This window comes from Halomicronema sp. CCY15110 (assembly GCF_016888165.1).
Lineage (GTDB): Bacteria > Cyanobacteriota > Cyanobacteriia > Phormidesmidales > Phormidesmidaceae > Halomicronema.
Genome location: NZ_JACSWC010000238.1, coordinates 1 through 14,996, shown reverse-complemented (window position 1 = coordinate 14,996; position 14,996 = coordinate 1). Strand labels below are relative to the sequence as shown.

The window sequence follows — 14,996 nt, the reverse complement described above, 5'->3', positions numbered from 1 at the left end:
GCCCATCAAATTCAGGGGACGCACCCCTTTACGGGGTGCGTCCCCTGGGTGCGTCCCCTAGATACTTACAGCAGCTTTTCAACCACCGTCGCCGACAGTGACTCACCAAAATATTCCACCGAGACCGGCGTGCCGGGCTGAGTGTATCCCAGTGGCAGATAGGCATACACCACGCAGCGTCCCAAACTGTACCCATAGCCCGCACTATTGGCATAACCCAGCACTTTCCCGTCCGCGATGACGGGTTCCTTACCCATCACCACCGCCGTTGGATCATCCAGCGTGAGGAAGCAGAGCTGGCGGCTGGCATATTCTTTCCGTTGCAGCAGCGCTTCCTTGCCAATGAAGTCGCCCTTGTTCGGCTTCACGGCAAAGCCCAGCCCCGCTTCATAGGGGTCATACTCGGTGTGGATGTCCGTGCCCCACAGCAAAAAGCCCTTTTCCAACCGTAGAGTTTCAAAGGCGGCCCCCCCAGCAGCGATGATGCCGTGCGCTTGACCCGCCGCCCACAGGGTATCCCACAGCTTCAGGCCACACTCCGTCGGGGCATAGATCTCCCAGCCTTCTTCACCGACGTAAGACACCCGCGACGCCAGCACCGGAACGTTGCCAATGCGGAACTGCTGCTGAGTGAAGAACTTGAACTTGGGTTTAGAAACATCGGTTTGAGTGACTGCTTGCAGCACCGCTGGGGCTTTCGGCCCCCACAGACCAACACAGCAGTAGCTAGAGGACACATCGGTGATTTGCACGGAACCATCGGCGGGGAGGTGCGATCGCAGCCACGCCAGGTCATGACCGTGGACGGAACCCCCCGTCACCACCCAATATTTCTCGACCCCCAAACGGCTCACCGTCAGGTCACACATAATGCCGCCGCTCTCGTCCAGCATCGCGGTGTAAATCACCTTGCCGACGGGTTTATCGATATCGTTGGCGCAGAGATTTTGCAGATAGTCCACGACCCCAGGGCCGGTCACTTCAAACTTGGCAAAGGGGGTGAGGTCATAGAGAGCGACTTTTTCCCGCGTAGCCAGATGTTCCACCCCTTGAATCGGTGACCAGTGCTTGGTTGCCCAGCCGTGGCGCGGCGGCACGTCGTACTCTTCCAGCAGCGCAATGTTGGACTTGAACCATTGGGGCCGTTCCCAACCCGCACTAAAGATGAACTGTGCCCCCAGTTCCTGTAAGCGGGGGTAAAACGGGCTCACCCGCAAGTCCCGCGAGTGGAGTTGCTGATCCAGCGGGTGAATGATGTCATACACCTCGTCGTACTGCTGCGCCCCGGCGCGGGTGATGAAGTCGCTGCTCTGGCAGACTGCGGGGAAGCGGTGGATGTCCATTTCGTGAATGTCCAGGCTGGGCACGCCCGTGGTCATCAGTTCCGCCACGATTTTGCCTACACCGCCGCCGTGGGTGACCCACACCGCTTCGGCTACCCAGAAGCCTTTCGCCTTCGTCGATTCCCCAATTACCGAACCGCTGTCGGGCGTGAAAGAGAACATGCCGTTGATTTTGTAGGTCAACTCGGCGTCCTTGAGAGCGGGGAACAGTTCCGTCGTGGACTCCCAGGCGGGGCCGAAATGCTCTTCGGTAAAGGGCCTGACCGACGGCATCACGGGGGCTTCGGCATAGGGCAAGATGTTGTCCGGATCGACCAAGAGCGGTTCGTGCTGATAGGAGCCGATGCCCCAACAGTCGCCGTGCTGCCGGAAGTACATGGCGTGATCTTGGTGGCGCACCATGGGGAAGTTGACTTCCTCGGTTTCGCCCGCGAGTTCAGGAATCGGGGCGGTTTTCACATACTGGTGCTGCACCGGGGTGAGGGGAATGACTTCGCCCACCATGCGGCCAATGCGCGGCCCCCAAATGCCCGCACAGACGAGCACTTTGCTGGTCTCGATGCGGCCTTTATCGGTGACGATCGCGGTCACCTGTCCATCCACCACCTCAATGTCCATCACGGTCGTGTCGCCGTAGAATTCTGCGGCCCCGGCGGCTGTGGCCTCAGTCGCCATGGCTTCAGCCGCTCGCAGGGCTTTGGCGATGCCGTCGCTGGGCACGTAGTAGGCCCCGAGAATTTTGCTTGCGTCGATGAGGGGAACTTTGGCTTTGACTTCTGCGGGGGTCAGCAGGGTCGCATCTTCAACGCCCCAGGATTTGGCCCAGCCCAGCTTGCGCTGCAACTCAGCCATCCGCTCTGGGGTGTAGGCGACTTCGATACCGCCGACGGGGTAAAAAGCGGGGCCTTCGTCTGTGCTGAGCTGGCTATACAGTTCGATGGTGTACTGGGCCAGCTGGGTCATGGTTTTGGACGAGTTCGTTTGGAACACCAGGCCAGGCGCATGGGAGGTGGAGCCGCCGGTGGCGAAGAGGGGGCCTTGTTCCACGACGACAATATTTTTCCAGCCCTGTTTGGCGAGGTGGTAGGCGGTGCTACAGCCGACGATGCCCGCACCGATGACGACGAGGGTGGCGTTGGTTTGCATGGGTTCTCCGGGGTGTGGGTAGGTAGGAGGAGGTGAATGGGTGGCAGGGTGGCAGGGTGGATGGGTGGATGGGTGGATGGGTAGGGCGATCGCTTTCCTCATCCCCCAATCGTTAGGGGCGAGGCATCGTTGCCAATACTTTTTGGATTGGTCCGATCAGGGACTCCGACGATGCCTTGCCCCGACGGAATATTGCGGGTTCATCCGACGGCTGGCGGCAATTATTCGCCGACGGCCTTGGCCACCATTTGCTGAAAGCGATAGACCGCCTGCTCCAATTCCGGGGAAAAACAGCCACCGTCGAAACGGGGGGAGTGGCGTCCGCGCTGTAGCCGCTCAATCATCTCGATATCTTCTTCGTTGGTGTCATGCCACAGGTCAATGGGGAGGTGGCGGAGAGCCTCATTTTCCGGCGTCATCGCAGCATCGCCAATGAAGTGAAAGGTCATGCGCTCACGGGTTTGGTTAACCCCCAGCGGATCAACTGAAAACACGAGGAAATAGTCGGGATGGACGCCTAGCATTAAGTTCGGGAACACCGTGACGTATTCCGCCACAGTCTCTTTGTGGCGCTCTGGCAGGTTGGGAAAGGTGGGCAGCGATCGCCCCTCAATTACCCCACTCTGGTACATCAAGCTCCCCTGACCGACATGGACATCGCCGACCTCAAAGCGGAAGTGGTCTTCCATGCGGGAGCAGCTATTCAGCGCTGGGTGCACCCAGGTGAGATGATAGCTTTCCGAAAAGTTTTCGATCGCCAGTTTCCAGTTGGCATCGCAGGTAAAGCCAATCTCGCGGGGCTCGCGGCGGAGCTGGTCGAGATCATAGGCGGCCCAGCGTTCAATCACCGGCTGCAAGTATTCTTCCAGGGGTGGCGCATCCCTAGAGAGGTTCACAAACACTAAATCCAACCACTGCTCACAGCGAATCGGCTGGAGCCCTTTACTGTCGCGGTCAAAGCCGTCATAGGTGTCTTGGTAATAGCCGCCGAAGTGGGGCGTGCTCTTGAGCTGGCCGTCCAATTTGTACGCCCAGGAATGATAGGGACAGCGCAAATTGCCCTGCACATTGCAGGGAGACTGAACCAACTGCAAACCGCGATGACTGCACACGTTATGGAAAGCCCGGAGCGTGCCCGCGCGATCGCGCACCAATGCGATCGGCATCTCCGCCACCTCCAGCGGCAACACATCTCCGGGGTTGGGCACATCAGAGGCCAACCCCACAAACACCCAGTATTGACTGAATACCGTCTCGCGTTCCCGCTGCAAATAGCGTTCGCTAGTGTAAGCCTCGGCGGGCAAACCTAACTGACGATAATCATCTAAGTGAACGACCGCTGATTCGACATCAACCTCTGCCCTTTGAGATGTCTCAGGACACTCAACCAAAGTCAAGTCAGGGGGGTAAACTGCGATATTTTCCTGTGTCATACTTCGCCTCTGTGGCTACGCTTGGATACGACTTTTTCGAAGACAACCTGTAAAAACAGCCCGGACATCCCGATGCCGAGCCAGAACCCAAAAGCTATTTATCACCTTGTAATGACGAGCTATCTCAACTTGTTATTACAAGACTTAAAAAGGAAAGATAAGGCCCAAAAAAAATAAATAATGTTTTCTGGCTTACAATTTGGCATTTGTTTTTTCATGATGTGCTGACCTGCGCCGTTTGACACCATCACCAGGCCTGGCATCTTGGAACTATTCAAATCCTTTCAGCCAAGGGGCCACCGTCCCTAGCCGGTGGAGTCAATACAGGTGCGGTAATCTTGGCCGCATTGGGTTCTGGGCTTCATTGATAGCGCGCCCGAGAAGGCTACTTTCTGACCAAGTCTTTGCCGTCTATAGCTGCCTTGACGACGATCTGAATCCACGATTCATGACTTGTAGTGACAACTGTATCGGCAACGACAGTTTTCCTGAATTAAAGCCCCTAGTTTTGACTTGGATAGAGTTTGCTGAATCTTGGTCGAGATTTTGTCGCCTAGTTTTTTTGAGTTGGTTCGTCGATTTATTGGTAGGGCTGGTCACGATTTCTCTGATTACGGTTGTTGCAGCCCGGCAACGCTGTGCTCTGCGTGCTTGACAAGCTTGCGTTGTCTAAGGAATGGTGATCACGTACAGCAATGACAGTTGAAGAACATTTAATGCCTGCAGATGAGTAGGTCGGGCTGTTTGTGATCAGTTACTAGCTGTGAGAAACGCCGCAGTTTTATATTTATCGGCGCGTTCTTGCTGTCCGTTGATGTGTCGAGAATTGAATAATTGCTATGACTATTGAAAACAATGGGCATGGAAGGCATGAAGAGCATCCGTTTGTGATGCCCGAACATGCCCCTACGCGCCATCTAACTCGCCGTCCCGGCGATCGCAACTTCACCAAAAGAGGGTTCGATTTTCACCCTGAGGTTTTCCTGGTTTCAGGTAGCCTGGTTCTACTGTTTGTTCTGTTCACGCTGCTCTTTCAGGAGCCTGCTACGTCAGCCTTTGGGGCGGTTCAGGCGTTTATTTCGGGCACGCTGGGCTGGTTCATGATCCTGTCCGTGACGTTCTTTTTGCTGTTTACGGTCTACATTGCCTTAACCAAATTGGGCAGTGTGCGCTTAGGCGGCCCCGACGCCAGGCCAGAGTTTCCCACCTTTGCGTGGATTTCCATGCTCATGAGCGCTGGTATGGGTACCGGCCTGATGTTCTGGAGCGTCGCGGAGCCGATTTACCATTTCCAAGACCCGCCAGTCATTGTTGGGGCGATCGAGCCCAATACCGCCGATGCCGCCCGGCAAGCAATGGGCGTCACCTTCTTCCACTGGGGACTCCACGCCTGGGGCATCTATGCTTTGGTCGGCCTTTCCCTGGCATTTTTTACCTTTAACTGGGGTCTGCCCCTCACCATTCGCTCAGTGTTTTACCCCATCTTGGGAGAAAAGATTTACGGCTGGCAGGGTAATGCGATTGACGTGTTGGCAGTAGCCTCTACCCTGTTTGGCCTGGCGACCTCTCTGGGCTTCGGCGTGCAGCAGACGAATGCGGGCTTGAACTTTTTGTTTGGTCTGCAAATTAGCACCCCCGTGCAGGTGGGCCTCATTGCGATCATTACCGGTTTTGCCACCGCCTCGGTCGTATCAGGCCTGGGGAACGGAGTGCGCCGCCTGAGCGAACTCAACATGATTTTGGCGGCAGTGCTGCTGACGTTTGTGCTGCTGGTGGGGCCCACGGTCTTTCTGTTCAACACCTTTGTGCAAACCACTGGTTACTACTTGGCGTCTCTGCCCACCATGAGCTTCTGGACTGAGACGTTTAACGATAACGGCTGGCAGAATGGTTGGACCGTCTTCTACTGGGGCTGGTGGGTATCCTGGGCTCCGTTTGTGGGCATTTTTATCGCCCGCATTTCCAAGGGCCGCACCGTGCGTGAGTTCATCCTTGGGGTGCTGCTGCTGCCCACTGCTCTGACCTTTCTGTGGATGTCGGCCTTTGGCGGCACGGCCTTGAGTTTCGGGCTGAGCGAAGGCACTGCCGGCATCATCAGCACCGCCGTGTCTGAAAATGTGGCCACAGCCCTATTCGTGATGCTGGATCAGCTCCCTTTAACCGGCATTACTTCCTTTGTTGCCATTATTCTAGTGGTCGTATTCTTCGTCACCTCCTCCGACTCCGGTTCTCTGGTGGTCGACAGCATCGCCTCCGGCGGCAAGCTGGAGTCGCCGGTGCCGCAGCGGGTCTTCTGGGCGGTGCTCGAAGGGGTAGTGGCTTCGACGCTGCTGTTGGGCGGCGGTCTGTCAGCTTTGCAAACGGCAGCCATCAGTGCGGGGTTGCCCTTTGCGGTGGTGCTGCTGATCATGTGCTACAGCATCTACAAGGGGCTGAGCTATGAGCATGATGTGATTCATGTGAAACAAGCGCTGCGGAAGTCCGAGGCCGCAGAAGCGGCAGAAGCCGTCGTTCGCTAGCCTTTTGGCATAACCGTTTCAGAGGCGTAGTTGACCGGTTAATTGCGCCTCTGCTCTAAGATTCACTACCTTACACCCACCCACAGGCGTTAACTCGGTTGCGAGTGGTTAAGCGTTTCCGCCAGTCCTTAGGAGTGCTCTCCACTGGCCTGTGATTTGTTTGCTCCAGCCTCATCACCCGCCTTAGCAGACTCTATCCCTGCAACTTTCTTCTAGGAGCGTGGTTTGACATGGCACAGCATTTTGATGCGATCGTAATTGGCGCGGGCGGCGTGGGCAGTGCCGCTGCTTACTACCTGGCCAAAGCTGGACAAAAAGTATTGCTGCTAGAGCAGTTTGAGCTCGATCACCAGAACGGCAGCTCCTACGGCAATTCCCGAGTTATTCGCTACACCTACGACAATCCCATTTATGTCAACCTGATGCGGGATGCCTATCCGCTCTGGTTTGCCCTGCAAGACGAAGCCGACGAAGAGCTCTACATCAAAACCGGCGGCCTGGACTTTGGCTCGCCCGAAATGGATACCTGGCAGCGCATGAAGGCGAGCCTGGATGAGTCACGGCTGGATTATGAGCACCTCAACAAAGCCGAAATTGCCCAACGCTATCCTCAATTTGCGCTAGATGACGGCATGGAGGGGCTATTTAACCCCGATGCGGGCTTACTTAAAACCTCGCGCTGTGTCCTCGCCCACGTGCGTCTGGCCCAAGCCCGTGGGGCTACAGTCCTCGATCAAACCCCTGTGCTAAAGGTCACCCCGTCGGAGTCGGGGGTGGAAGTGCAAACTGAAGATGAGACGTATACGTGCGATCGCATCGTGCTCACCGTCGGCAGCTGGGCCAAGGGAGTCCTGGCGGAACAAGGCATTGATTTACCCCTCAAAATCATGCCCTGTCAACTCGGCTTCTATCAGCCCAAAGACCCGAGTTTATTTGAACCGGGTAAGTTTCCCGTCTTCTTTGCCCACATGAACGGCGACTACGGCGAAATGCCCTACGGCATTCCCCACGCCGACCCCAGCATCGGCTTCAAACTCACCACCTTTTACGGGTGGGATACGGTCGCAAGCCCGAGTGAAGTGGACTACACCCCCAGTGAAGCGTGGACGGAGCGGATTCGCGACTGGGCCAGTCAGTACATTCCCGATGTCGCTGGGCCACTCATTTCGACCCGCCGATGTCTCTACACGTTGACTCCCGATAAAGATTTTGTGGTCGATCAGCATCCCAACTATCCCCAGGTTGTGATTGGCGCGGGTTTTTCGGGCCATGGATTCAAATTCACCACGCTGATGGGTAAGATGCTCGCTGATCTCGCCGTCGATGGCAGCACTCCCCATGACACCAGTTTGTTCAAGCTGTCGCGATTTCAGTTGGTCGCCGCTTAAGGAGCTGAGGAGGGCAGGGTTTGAAAGCTTGGACAAGGTACCGTCCGGTGGCCCCTCGTCCTGGGGATAGTTGGGATGCAGACCAATGACACGACCAGTTACTGATAGCCTGGTCACTCCCTCGACTCCATCATCCTGGGTGAGGTTGAACGCCCGTCTCCCTCCCAGAATGTGGGGATAAAGTCGGCTAATTTAGCGTTCTGCAACGAAATAAAGAATCCGTTCAATTCGGTTTCGACTTCGCTCAACCTCCCAGTATCGAGAGTTGAGCGGAGTCGAAACTCGGTCCATGGGGATCTTTTTTTTGCGCAAGTCCCTTGGCGTTTGGCGGTCTGAACTGCGGTATCTATTCTTAAAGTCGTCCAGTTTGGGTGCAGGATCGAAAGCTTTGGGCTGGAGCCCTTGGGTAGAGAGCGGCTGGAGTGAGGCCCGCTGTCGCGTTCATGCTCCTAATGCCGCAACGCCCCGTTTTTAGTGCTACTTCTACGATGACCGGCAGGCATCAACGGCCTGTGGACATTGCCTTTCTTTAACGAGGCAATGCAAAGCTTAAGGAGGCTTTAGAGTGAAAGCGTGGTTTCTGCCTCCAGAATTTATGAGCTCTTCGTCGAATAACCGTTTCAAGGATTTCACCCAGGGTATTTTGCTCATTGGCGTCTTGCTGGTGCTACTGGGGTTAGCCGCGATCGTGACCGCCATCCAGGCCCCAGGCGTCATTGTTTTTTTAATGTCTGGAGTATTTTTAGTGGCAGGCGGGGCACGGTTAGTCTACGGTTGGCAAACTCGCTCGGAACCGGGATTTCGCCTCAAGGTCAGCACTGGAGTGCTGTACGTCGTGGCGAGTTTCCTACTATTTACCGCGTTGTTGCAGAGGTATGTGGCACTATCGACGCTGTTGGGTATGATTTTGTTGTTGCAAGGGATGCTGGAGCTGGCCTTGGCCAAGCAGTTGCCACCGGGGCCGACGCGCCGCTGGTTTTGGGCGATGGGGTTGGGGGCATTGGGGTTGGGTGGCCTGTTGATAAGCAGTCTCAAAATCACACTGGCGTGGCTGTTGGGATTGATTGTCGCGTTAAGCCTAATTTTGCCTGGCGGGTGGCTTATTTTTCTGGCGTCTACGATGCAATCTCAAGATGATCACCAGCCCCGATCGCGCTAATTCACTCGATAGCCGCCACCCATGACGCAGACAGGCAGCTTGATATGACCCAAACCCAGTTGAAAGTGCGCCGTGGTGTCCGATGTCTCCACGAGCTGAAGGTTGGCTGCCGCTACGGGGAGCGATCGCTCAGAATTAATGCTCCGCAGCGGGAATTCTCTGGTTAAATAAGCACATTGACCGCATCCGCCGCCGCTCTGGCAGTCTATGTGAGACGTTTTTAGCGGGCTCCAAACTGCCTGCTGCGGGAGTCTCCCCATCCATCATCAACAACTAGATACCTACGATTGATGTTTACACCGGGTCATCTTTGTCTGCGCCTTCCGCTTCGTCTGGCCCTGCTCATGACCGTGGGGATGTCATGGGTCGTGGTGGAGAGTGCCTGCGCCGAAGTCCGACGTTTGGATGTCGCCCCGAGCACCGCCCAACCTCACTCTTTTGCCACTACTGCCGCCGAGTTACAGACCGACCGACCGTCAGCCAGCGTCCCTGCGATCGCCCCACCCGCTTCAGCAGTCCCGCTGACCACCGCCTCAACGCCGCCGGTCATCAATGTGGAGCACCTCGCCCCGGCGGCGATCGACTTTGAAACGGAAGGGGATCTTTTAGATGGAACGGCAGATCCAGGGGTGGCTCCCCCAGCTAGCCTCACCCCCAATTTTGACGCCGCTGACTTCGACCCGCCTGAGCCGCTGAAACCAACTGAAAGACCCGACACGGTTCCCTTTCAGGTCGAGGATTATATTCCAGAGCCCACGGGCCAGTCTTTAACTGAAATTAGTGCGGAAGTCGCCACCCCGCCGGATGACTTTATTCAGTGGCGAGCCACTGCGTGGGGTGGGTTCATGACCAATAACGACCTCGAAGAGAGTCTGACTTTCCAAGGCATTGAAGTGGAGGATTCCAGCCTGTTTGGCGCAGGCATCAGCCGGACTTTGGCCGGCGGTAATACCGTCAAAATCGAGGGCGAATTGTTGCTGCTGAAGCACTCAGGTCGCCAAAATCACTGGGAAGGCACGGCGGCTCTGGCTCTACGGTGGGAATGGTCGCCCAGCTTGAGTATCGCCTTGATTGAGGGCGTGTCTTATGCCACGCTGCTGCCGGAAATTGAAGATGACAACAACACTGATGAATCGCAATTTCTCAACTACCTGGCGTTAGAAATTGAATATCTGCATACGCCCAAATGGGGCATTGCGGGGAGAATCCATCACCGCAGTGGGGCCTATCGACAGTTCGGCGATGCGATCGGGGGCAGCAACGCCTATCTCTTCGGCCTGCGCCATCGCTTTTAAGGGAATGGCTGCTGGCGCTTTCACGCGATCTGGAACGATAACGAGCGAATTTTGGGGACAACTCCCGCAAATTCATCGGTCTGGCCTACGCTAGAGAGATGTCTTTTTCATAGAGTGGCATCCGCATCGCTTGATGAGATGAGGTCTGTGAAAGATAATTATTCCGTGCAAAAATCACCCGTTTTATTGGCCGTGACTGACACCCAAAGCTACAAAGAAACCGTTCTGTTGCCCCAAACAACGTTTGAGATGCGGGCCAACTCCGCCAAGCGGGAGCCCGAGATTCAGGCATTTTGGCGCGAGCACCAGGTTTACGAACAGCTGGCCGAAAAGAATCCGGGTGAGCCGTTTGTGCTGCATGATGGGCCGCCCTACGCTAACGGTTCGTTGCACATCGGTCATGCGCTGAACAAAATTCTGAAAGACGTCATCAATAAGTACCAAATCCTCCAGGGGCGCAAAGTGCGTTATATCCCTGGGTGGGATTGTCATGGTCTACCGATTGAGCTGAAAGTCCTGCAAAACATGGACTCAGAGGCCCGCGCTAAACTGACCCCGATCAAACTGCGCTACAAGGCCAAAGCGTTTGCCGAGAAAACCATCAACGAACAGCGAGAAAGCTTCAAACGGTATGGCGTCTGGGGGGATTGGGAAGCGCCCTACATGACCCTACAGCCGGAATATGAAGCCGCGCAAATCGGCGTCTTTGGCCAGATGTATTTGAAAGGCTACATCTACCGGGGGTTGAAGTCGGTGCATTGGAGCCCGACATCGCAAACGGCGCTGGCGGAAGCGGAACTGGAATATCCCGAGGGCCACACTTCGCCGAGTATCTATGCGGCATTTCCGATGGTCGCAGCGGCTGAAGCGGCGATGCCGACGTTAGCGCCTTATCTATCTGAACTCGGCGTCGCAATTTGGACGACAACGCCGTGGACGATTCCCGCCAATATGGCGGTGGCGCTGAATCCTAAACTCACCTATGCCGTGGTGGCAGTGGCGGCGGGCCAGCCCTTTAAGTATCTGCTGATTGCGAAGGATTTGCGCGATCGCCTCAGCACGATCATGGGCACTGAACTGACCCTTAAAGCGGAACTGAAAGGGGCAGACCTCGAAGGCTGTACCTACCGCCATCCCCTGCAAGACCACCTGCCGACGGATAAACGAGGCGAAACGAGTCCCATCGTGATTGGGGGCGATTACGTCACCACTGAGTCCGGTACGGGCTTAGTGCACACGGCACCCGGTCATGGTCAGGACGACTTCATCGTGGGTCAGCGCTATGGCTTATCCGTGCTGTGTCCGGTGGATGAGCGGGGCGATATGACGGCGGAGGCCGGGCCGTTCGCCGGTAAAAACGTCCTGAAAGACGCCAACCCTGCCGTCATCGAAGCCTTGGAACAGGCCGGGTCGCTGATCAAGCATGAACCCTATGTTCACAAGTATCCCTACGACTGGCGCACCAAAAAGCCGACGATCTTTCGGGCGACGGAGCAGTGGTTTGCCTCGGTGGAAGGGTTCCGCGATGAGGCTCTGAAAGCCATTAAGGAAGTCACCTGGATTCCCGCCCAGGGGGAAAACCGGATCACGCCGATGGTGAGCGATCGCGCCGACTGGTGTATCTCGCGCCAGCGCACCTGGGGCGTGCCTATCCCCGTGTTCTACGACAGTGAAACCAATGAACCCCTAATCAATGAAGAGACGCTGAACTATATTCAACAGCTCTTTGCCGAGAAGGGCTCTGACGCCTGGTGGGAGTTACCCGTCGAAGATTTGTTGCCCGAACCGTATCGCAGCAACGGTCGCACCTACGTCAAAGGCATGGACACCATGGACGTGTGGTTTGACTCCGGCTCCTCTTGGGCGGCGGTGGCCCAGCAGCGCGAGGGGCTGAGCTATCCCGTTGATATGTATCTGGAAGGCACCGATCAGCACCGGGGCTGGTTCCAATCCAGTTTGCTGACCAGTGTGGCGGTGAACGGCCATGCCCCCTATCGGCAAGTGCTGACCCACGGCTTCACCCTGGATGAGCAGGGCCGCAAGATGAGCAAGTCGATCGGCAACGTCATCGATCCGCGCGTGGTGATCGAGGGCGGTAAAAATCAGAAAAAGGAACCCGCCTACGGGGCCGACGTGCTGCGGCTGTGGGTGTCTTCGGTGGACTATTCTTCGGATGTGCCACTGGGCAACACCATCCTGAAACAGATGGCCGATGTGTATCGCAAGATCCGCAACACAGCCCGGTTTTTGCTGGGGAATTTGCACGATTTTGATCCAGCGAAAGCCGCCATCCCCTATGGAGAAATGCCGGAGCTGGATCAGTATATGCTCCATCGCGTCACCGAAATCTTTGACGAAGTGACGGATGCGTTTAATACCTACCAGTTCTTCCGATTTTTCCAAACGGTGCAGAACTTTTGTGTGGTAGACCTGTCCAACTTTTACTTGGACGCGGCTAAGGATCGGCTGTACATCAGTGATGCCAATTCTCCCCGGCGTCGCAGTTGCCAAACGGTGCTGGCGGTCATCATTGAGAATCTGGCGCGGGCGATCGCCCCCGTGCTCTCCCACATGGCCGAGGATATTTGGCAAAACCTGCCCTATGCCGCGCCGACCCAATCGGTGTTTGAGGCGGGCTGGGTCACGCTAGAAGACACCTGGCGGCAACCGAAACTGTCCCAAAAGTGGTCGCAACTGCGGGAAGTGCGGCAGGAAGTGAACAAAGTGCTGGAGCAGGCGCGAGCGGAGAAAGCGATCGGGTCCTCATTGGAAGCGAAAGTGCTGCTCTATGTGACCGATCCGGCGCTACGGCAAACCCTAAATGCGATGAATCCAGCGGACTCTGTCGCAACGGGCAGCGTCCATGTGGATGAGCTGCGGTATCTCTTTTTGGTGTCGCAGGTCGAGGTACTGGAGACGCCGGACAAGCTGACCGAGGCGAAGTACCGCAGCGAGGCGGATCATATCGGGGTCGGCGTGGGGGATGCCGCTGGCGAGAAATGCGATCGCTGTTGGAACTACTCCACCAGCGTCGGCCAGTCCAGTGAGCATCCCACCATTTGCGATCGCTGTGTCGCCGCCCTCTCCGGTAGCTTCTAAACCGACCGTGCGGCCTCTCTGGGGGCAACGCTCCGGTGATGGGGCAAAATGTCGTACCGTCTAGTCCGATCACAGCCATCGATTGCTCAGTATGAAAGCCTGTATTTTCAAAACGCCGGGGGCCACTGAGGTGTTGACCCTGGCTGAACTGCCGCTACCCACCCTGCGGCAAGACACCGATATTTTGGTGAAGCTCAAAGCGGCGGGGGTGAACCCGATTGATACCAAAATTCGGGGGCGGGGATCGTTGGTGCCAGGTGCCGACTTGACGGTGTTGGGCTGTGATGGGGCCGGGGTGGTGGAAACCGTGGGTGATCGCGTCCGCCACTTTAGTCCCGGCGATGAGGTGTTCTTTTGTAGCGGGGGATTGGGGGGCGATCGCGGCAACTATGCCGAATATGCCGTGGTGTCCGAGTCCGATGTTGTCCTCAAACCGGCTCGCCTCAGCTTTGCCGAAGCGGCGGCGGCTCCCCTCGTCTTGCTCACGGCGTGGGAAGCCCTGTACGATCGCGCCCGCTTAGCACCCCACCAGCGAGTGCTGATTCATGCCGGGGCGGGCGGCGTGGGACATGTGGCGATTCAACTAGCGAAACTCCGCGAGGCCCAAGTTGCCACGACTATCAGCTCGGAAGACAAGGCCCGCTTTGCCACTCATTTGGGGGCCGACCACTGCATTTATTACAACCGCATGGATTTTGTCCAGGCAGTTATGGCCTGGACGGACAATCAAGGGGTGGATATCGCCTTCGATACAGTGGGGCAATCGGTGTTGGCGAAGAGTTTCGAGGCGGTGAAATATGGCGGCGATGTGGTGACGTTGCTCGCCCCCGCCGACACCACGAATTGGCAAGTCGCGCGCGATCGCAACCTGCGGGTGAGTTTTGAGCTGATGCTGACGCCCCAACTTCAGTACCTGCCGGAAGCGCGCCATCATCAAGCCCAGATTTTGGCGAACTGTGCCCAATGGTTGGACGCTGGCAAGCTGCACATTCATGTGGATCAAACGTTTCCCCTGAGTCAGGCCGTTGCCGCCCACGAGTGGATTCAGCGCGGCGGTGGCGGCATGGGCAAAGTCGTGCTGACGATGGACTGACCGCAACCTTTACCCAACCTTAAGACCCGTTATTTTCGTCCGGTTTGCCCACAAAATAGGACTAGCTGCTTATTGAGATGGCCATGACTTCAACCACCGTCACGCAAATCACGCTCAACCTGTTGCAAGGTTCGGTGCGGTTCAATTTTTCTCACGCCGCTGGCCAGGATCTGAAAGCGGCCCTGACGGAATTGGTGGGCCAACTAAAGGCGATCGCCGCCCAGCCTCCGACCGCTGATAAGCGAGCCGTGGCCCCCTCGATGGAATATCAGCACACCGGCGATGTGTTTTTCGAAGTCTTCTGCAATCCGAATATTTGGCCCAGCCCGTTTGCGGCTAAGTTGCTAATCACCGTGCGCGACGATCGCCTACGCCTCACTACCGAAGCCGAACTGCCCCGCGTGATTGAAGACCTCAACCAGTTTTTGAATGCCTGACAGCAGTAAGCCTTAGTGGTGCAGAAAAGTCCTGAGAGTATTGATGTAGCTAGATTCTCAGATTGAGAAGGGGAGCCATCTGTG

At 56.5% G+C, this 14,996-nt stretch carries 9 protein-coding genes; 7 read left to right on the top strand and 2 right to left on the bottom strand.

Going from position 1 to position 14,996, the window contains the following annotated elements; translation table 11 throughout:
• Window positions 1–65: 65 nt before the first annotated feature.
• Together JUK32_RS08785 and JUK32_RS08780 are read right to left on the bottom strand one after the other, a co-directional pair.
• Window positions 66–2,489: an FAD-dependent oxidoreductase gene (locus tag JUK32_RS08785; RefSeq protein ID WP_204138480.1), complete on the bottom strand. Its 2,424-nt coding sequence runs from the start codon at window positions 2,487–2,489 to the stop codon at window positions 66–68.
• A 221-nt stretch (window positions 2,490–2,710) separates the two neighbouring features.
• Window positions 2,711–3,922, bottom strand: coding sequence for an aromatic ring-hydroxylating dioxygenase subunit alpha (locus tag JUK32_RS08780; RefSeq protein ID WP_204138479.1), 1,212 nt, complete (start codon window positions 3,920–3,922; stop codon window positions 2,711–2,713).
• 890 nt (window positions 3,923–4,812) lie between these two features.
• Here JUK32_RS08780 and JUK32_RS08775 point away from each other — a divergent pair.
• The 7 genes from JUK32_RS08775 (at window position 4,813) to JUK32_RS08745 (ending at window position 14,912) form a co-directional block, all read left to right on the top strand.
• Window positions 4,813–6,441 (top strand): BCCT family transporter, encoded by a 1,629-nt coding sequence (locus tag JUK32_RS08775; RefSeq protein ID WP_204138501.1) that lies wholly within the window; start codon window positions 4,813–4,815, stop codon window positions 6,439–6,441.
• Between the two features lie 230 nt (window positions 6,442–6,671).
• A complete protein-coding gene (gene solA / locus JUK32_RS08770) occupies window positions 6,672–7,829 on the top strand; it encodes an N-methyl-L-tryptophan oxidase (RefSeq protein WP_204138478.1) in 1,158 nt (385 codons plus the stop codon).
• A gap of 595 nt (window positions 7,830–8,424) precedes the next feature.
• Window positions 8,425–8,988, top strand: coding sequence for a DUF308 domain-containing protein (locus tag JUK32_RS08765; RefSeq protein ID WP_204138477.1), 564 nt, complete (start codon window positions 8,425–8,427; stop codon window positions 8,986–8,988).
• A 290-nt stretch (window positions 8,989–9,278) separates the two neighbouring features.
• Complete coding sequence (locus tag JUK32_RS08760; RefSeq protein ID WP_204138476.1) at window positions 9,279–10,283, top strand: hypothetical protein; 1,005 nt, start codon at window positions 9,279–9,281, stop codon at window positions 10,281–10,283.
• 138 nt (window positions 10,284–10,421) lie between these two features.
• Window positions 10,422–13,382, top strand: coding sequence for an isoleucine--tRNA ligase (ileS, locus tag JUK32_RS08755; protein WP_375541556.1), 2,961 nt, complete (start codon window positions 10,422–10,424; stop codon window positions 13,380–13,382).
• A gap of 91 nt (window positions 13,383–13,473) precedes the next feature.
• Window positions 13,474–14,475, top strand: a complete 1,002-nt coding sequence (locus JUK32_RS08750; protein WP_204138475.1) for a zinc-dependent alcohol dehydrogenase family protein — start codon at window positions 13,474–13,476, stop codon at window positions 14,473–14,475.
• Between the two features lie 83 nt (window positions 14,476–14,558).
• Window positions 14,559–14,912, top strand: coding sequence for a hypothetical protein (locus JUK32_RS08745; protein WP_204138474.1), 354 nt, complete (start codon window positions 14,559–14,561; stop codon window positions 14,910–14,912).
• Window positions 14,913–14,996: the final 84 nt, after the last annotated feature.

Excerpts from the sequence above, each read along its gene's own strand:
- JUK32_RS08785 (WP_204138480.1), bottom strand. The coding sequence starts at position 2,489 with ATGCAAACCAACGCCACCCTCGTCGTCATCGGTGCGGGCATCGTCGGC.
- JUK32_RS08780 (WP_204138479.1), bottom strand. The coding sequence starts at position 3,922 with ATGACACAGGAAAATATCGCAGTTTACCCCCCTGACTTGACTTTGGTT.
- JUK32_RS08775 (WP_204138501.1), top strand. The coding sequence starts at position 4,813 with ATGCCCGAACATGCCCCTACGCGCCATCTAACTCGCCGTCCCGGCGAT.
- solA (WP_204138478.1), top strand. The coding sequence starts at position 6,672 with ATGGCACAGCATTTTGATGCGATCGTAATTGGCGCGGGCGGCGTGGGC.
- JUK32_RS08765 (WP_204138477.1), top strand. The coding sequence starts at position 8,425 with ATGAGCTCTTCGTCGAATAACCGTTTCAAGGATTTCACCCAGGGTATT.
- JUK32_RS08760 (WP_204138476.1), top strand. The coding sequence starts at position 9,279 with ATGTTTACACCGGGTCATCTTTGTCTGCGCCTTCCGCTTCGTCTGGCC.
- ileS (WP_375541556.1), top strand. The coding sequence starts at position 10,422 with ATGAGGTCTGTGAAAGATAATTATTCCGTGCAAAAATCACCCGTTTTA.
- JUK32_RS08750 (WP_204138475.1), top strand. The coding sequence starts at position 13,474 with ATGAAAGCCTGTATTTTCAAAACGCCGGGGGCCACTGAGGTGTTGACC.
- JUK32_RS08745 (WP_204138474.1), top strand. The coding sequence starts at position 14,559 with ATGACTTCAACCACCGTCACGCAAATCACGCTCAACCTGTTGCAAGGT.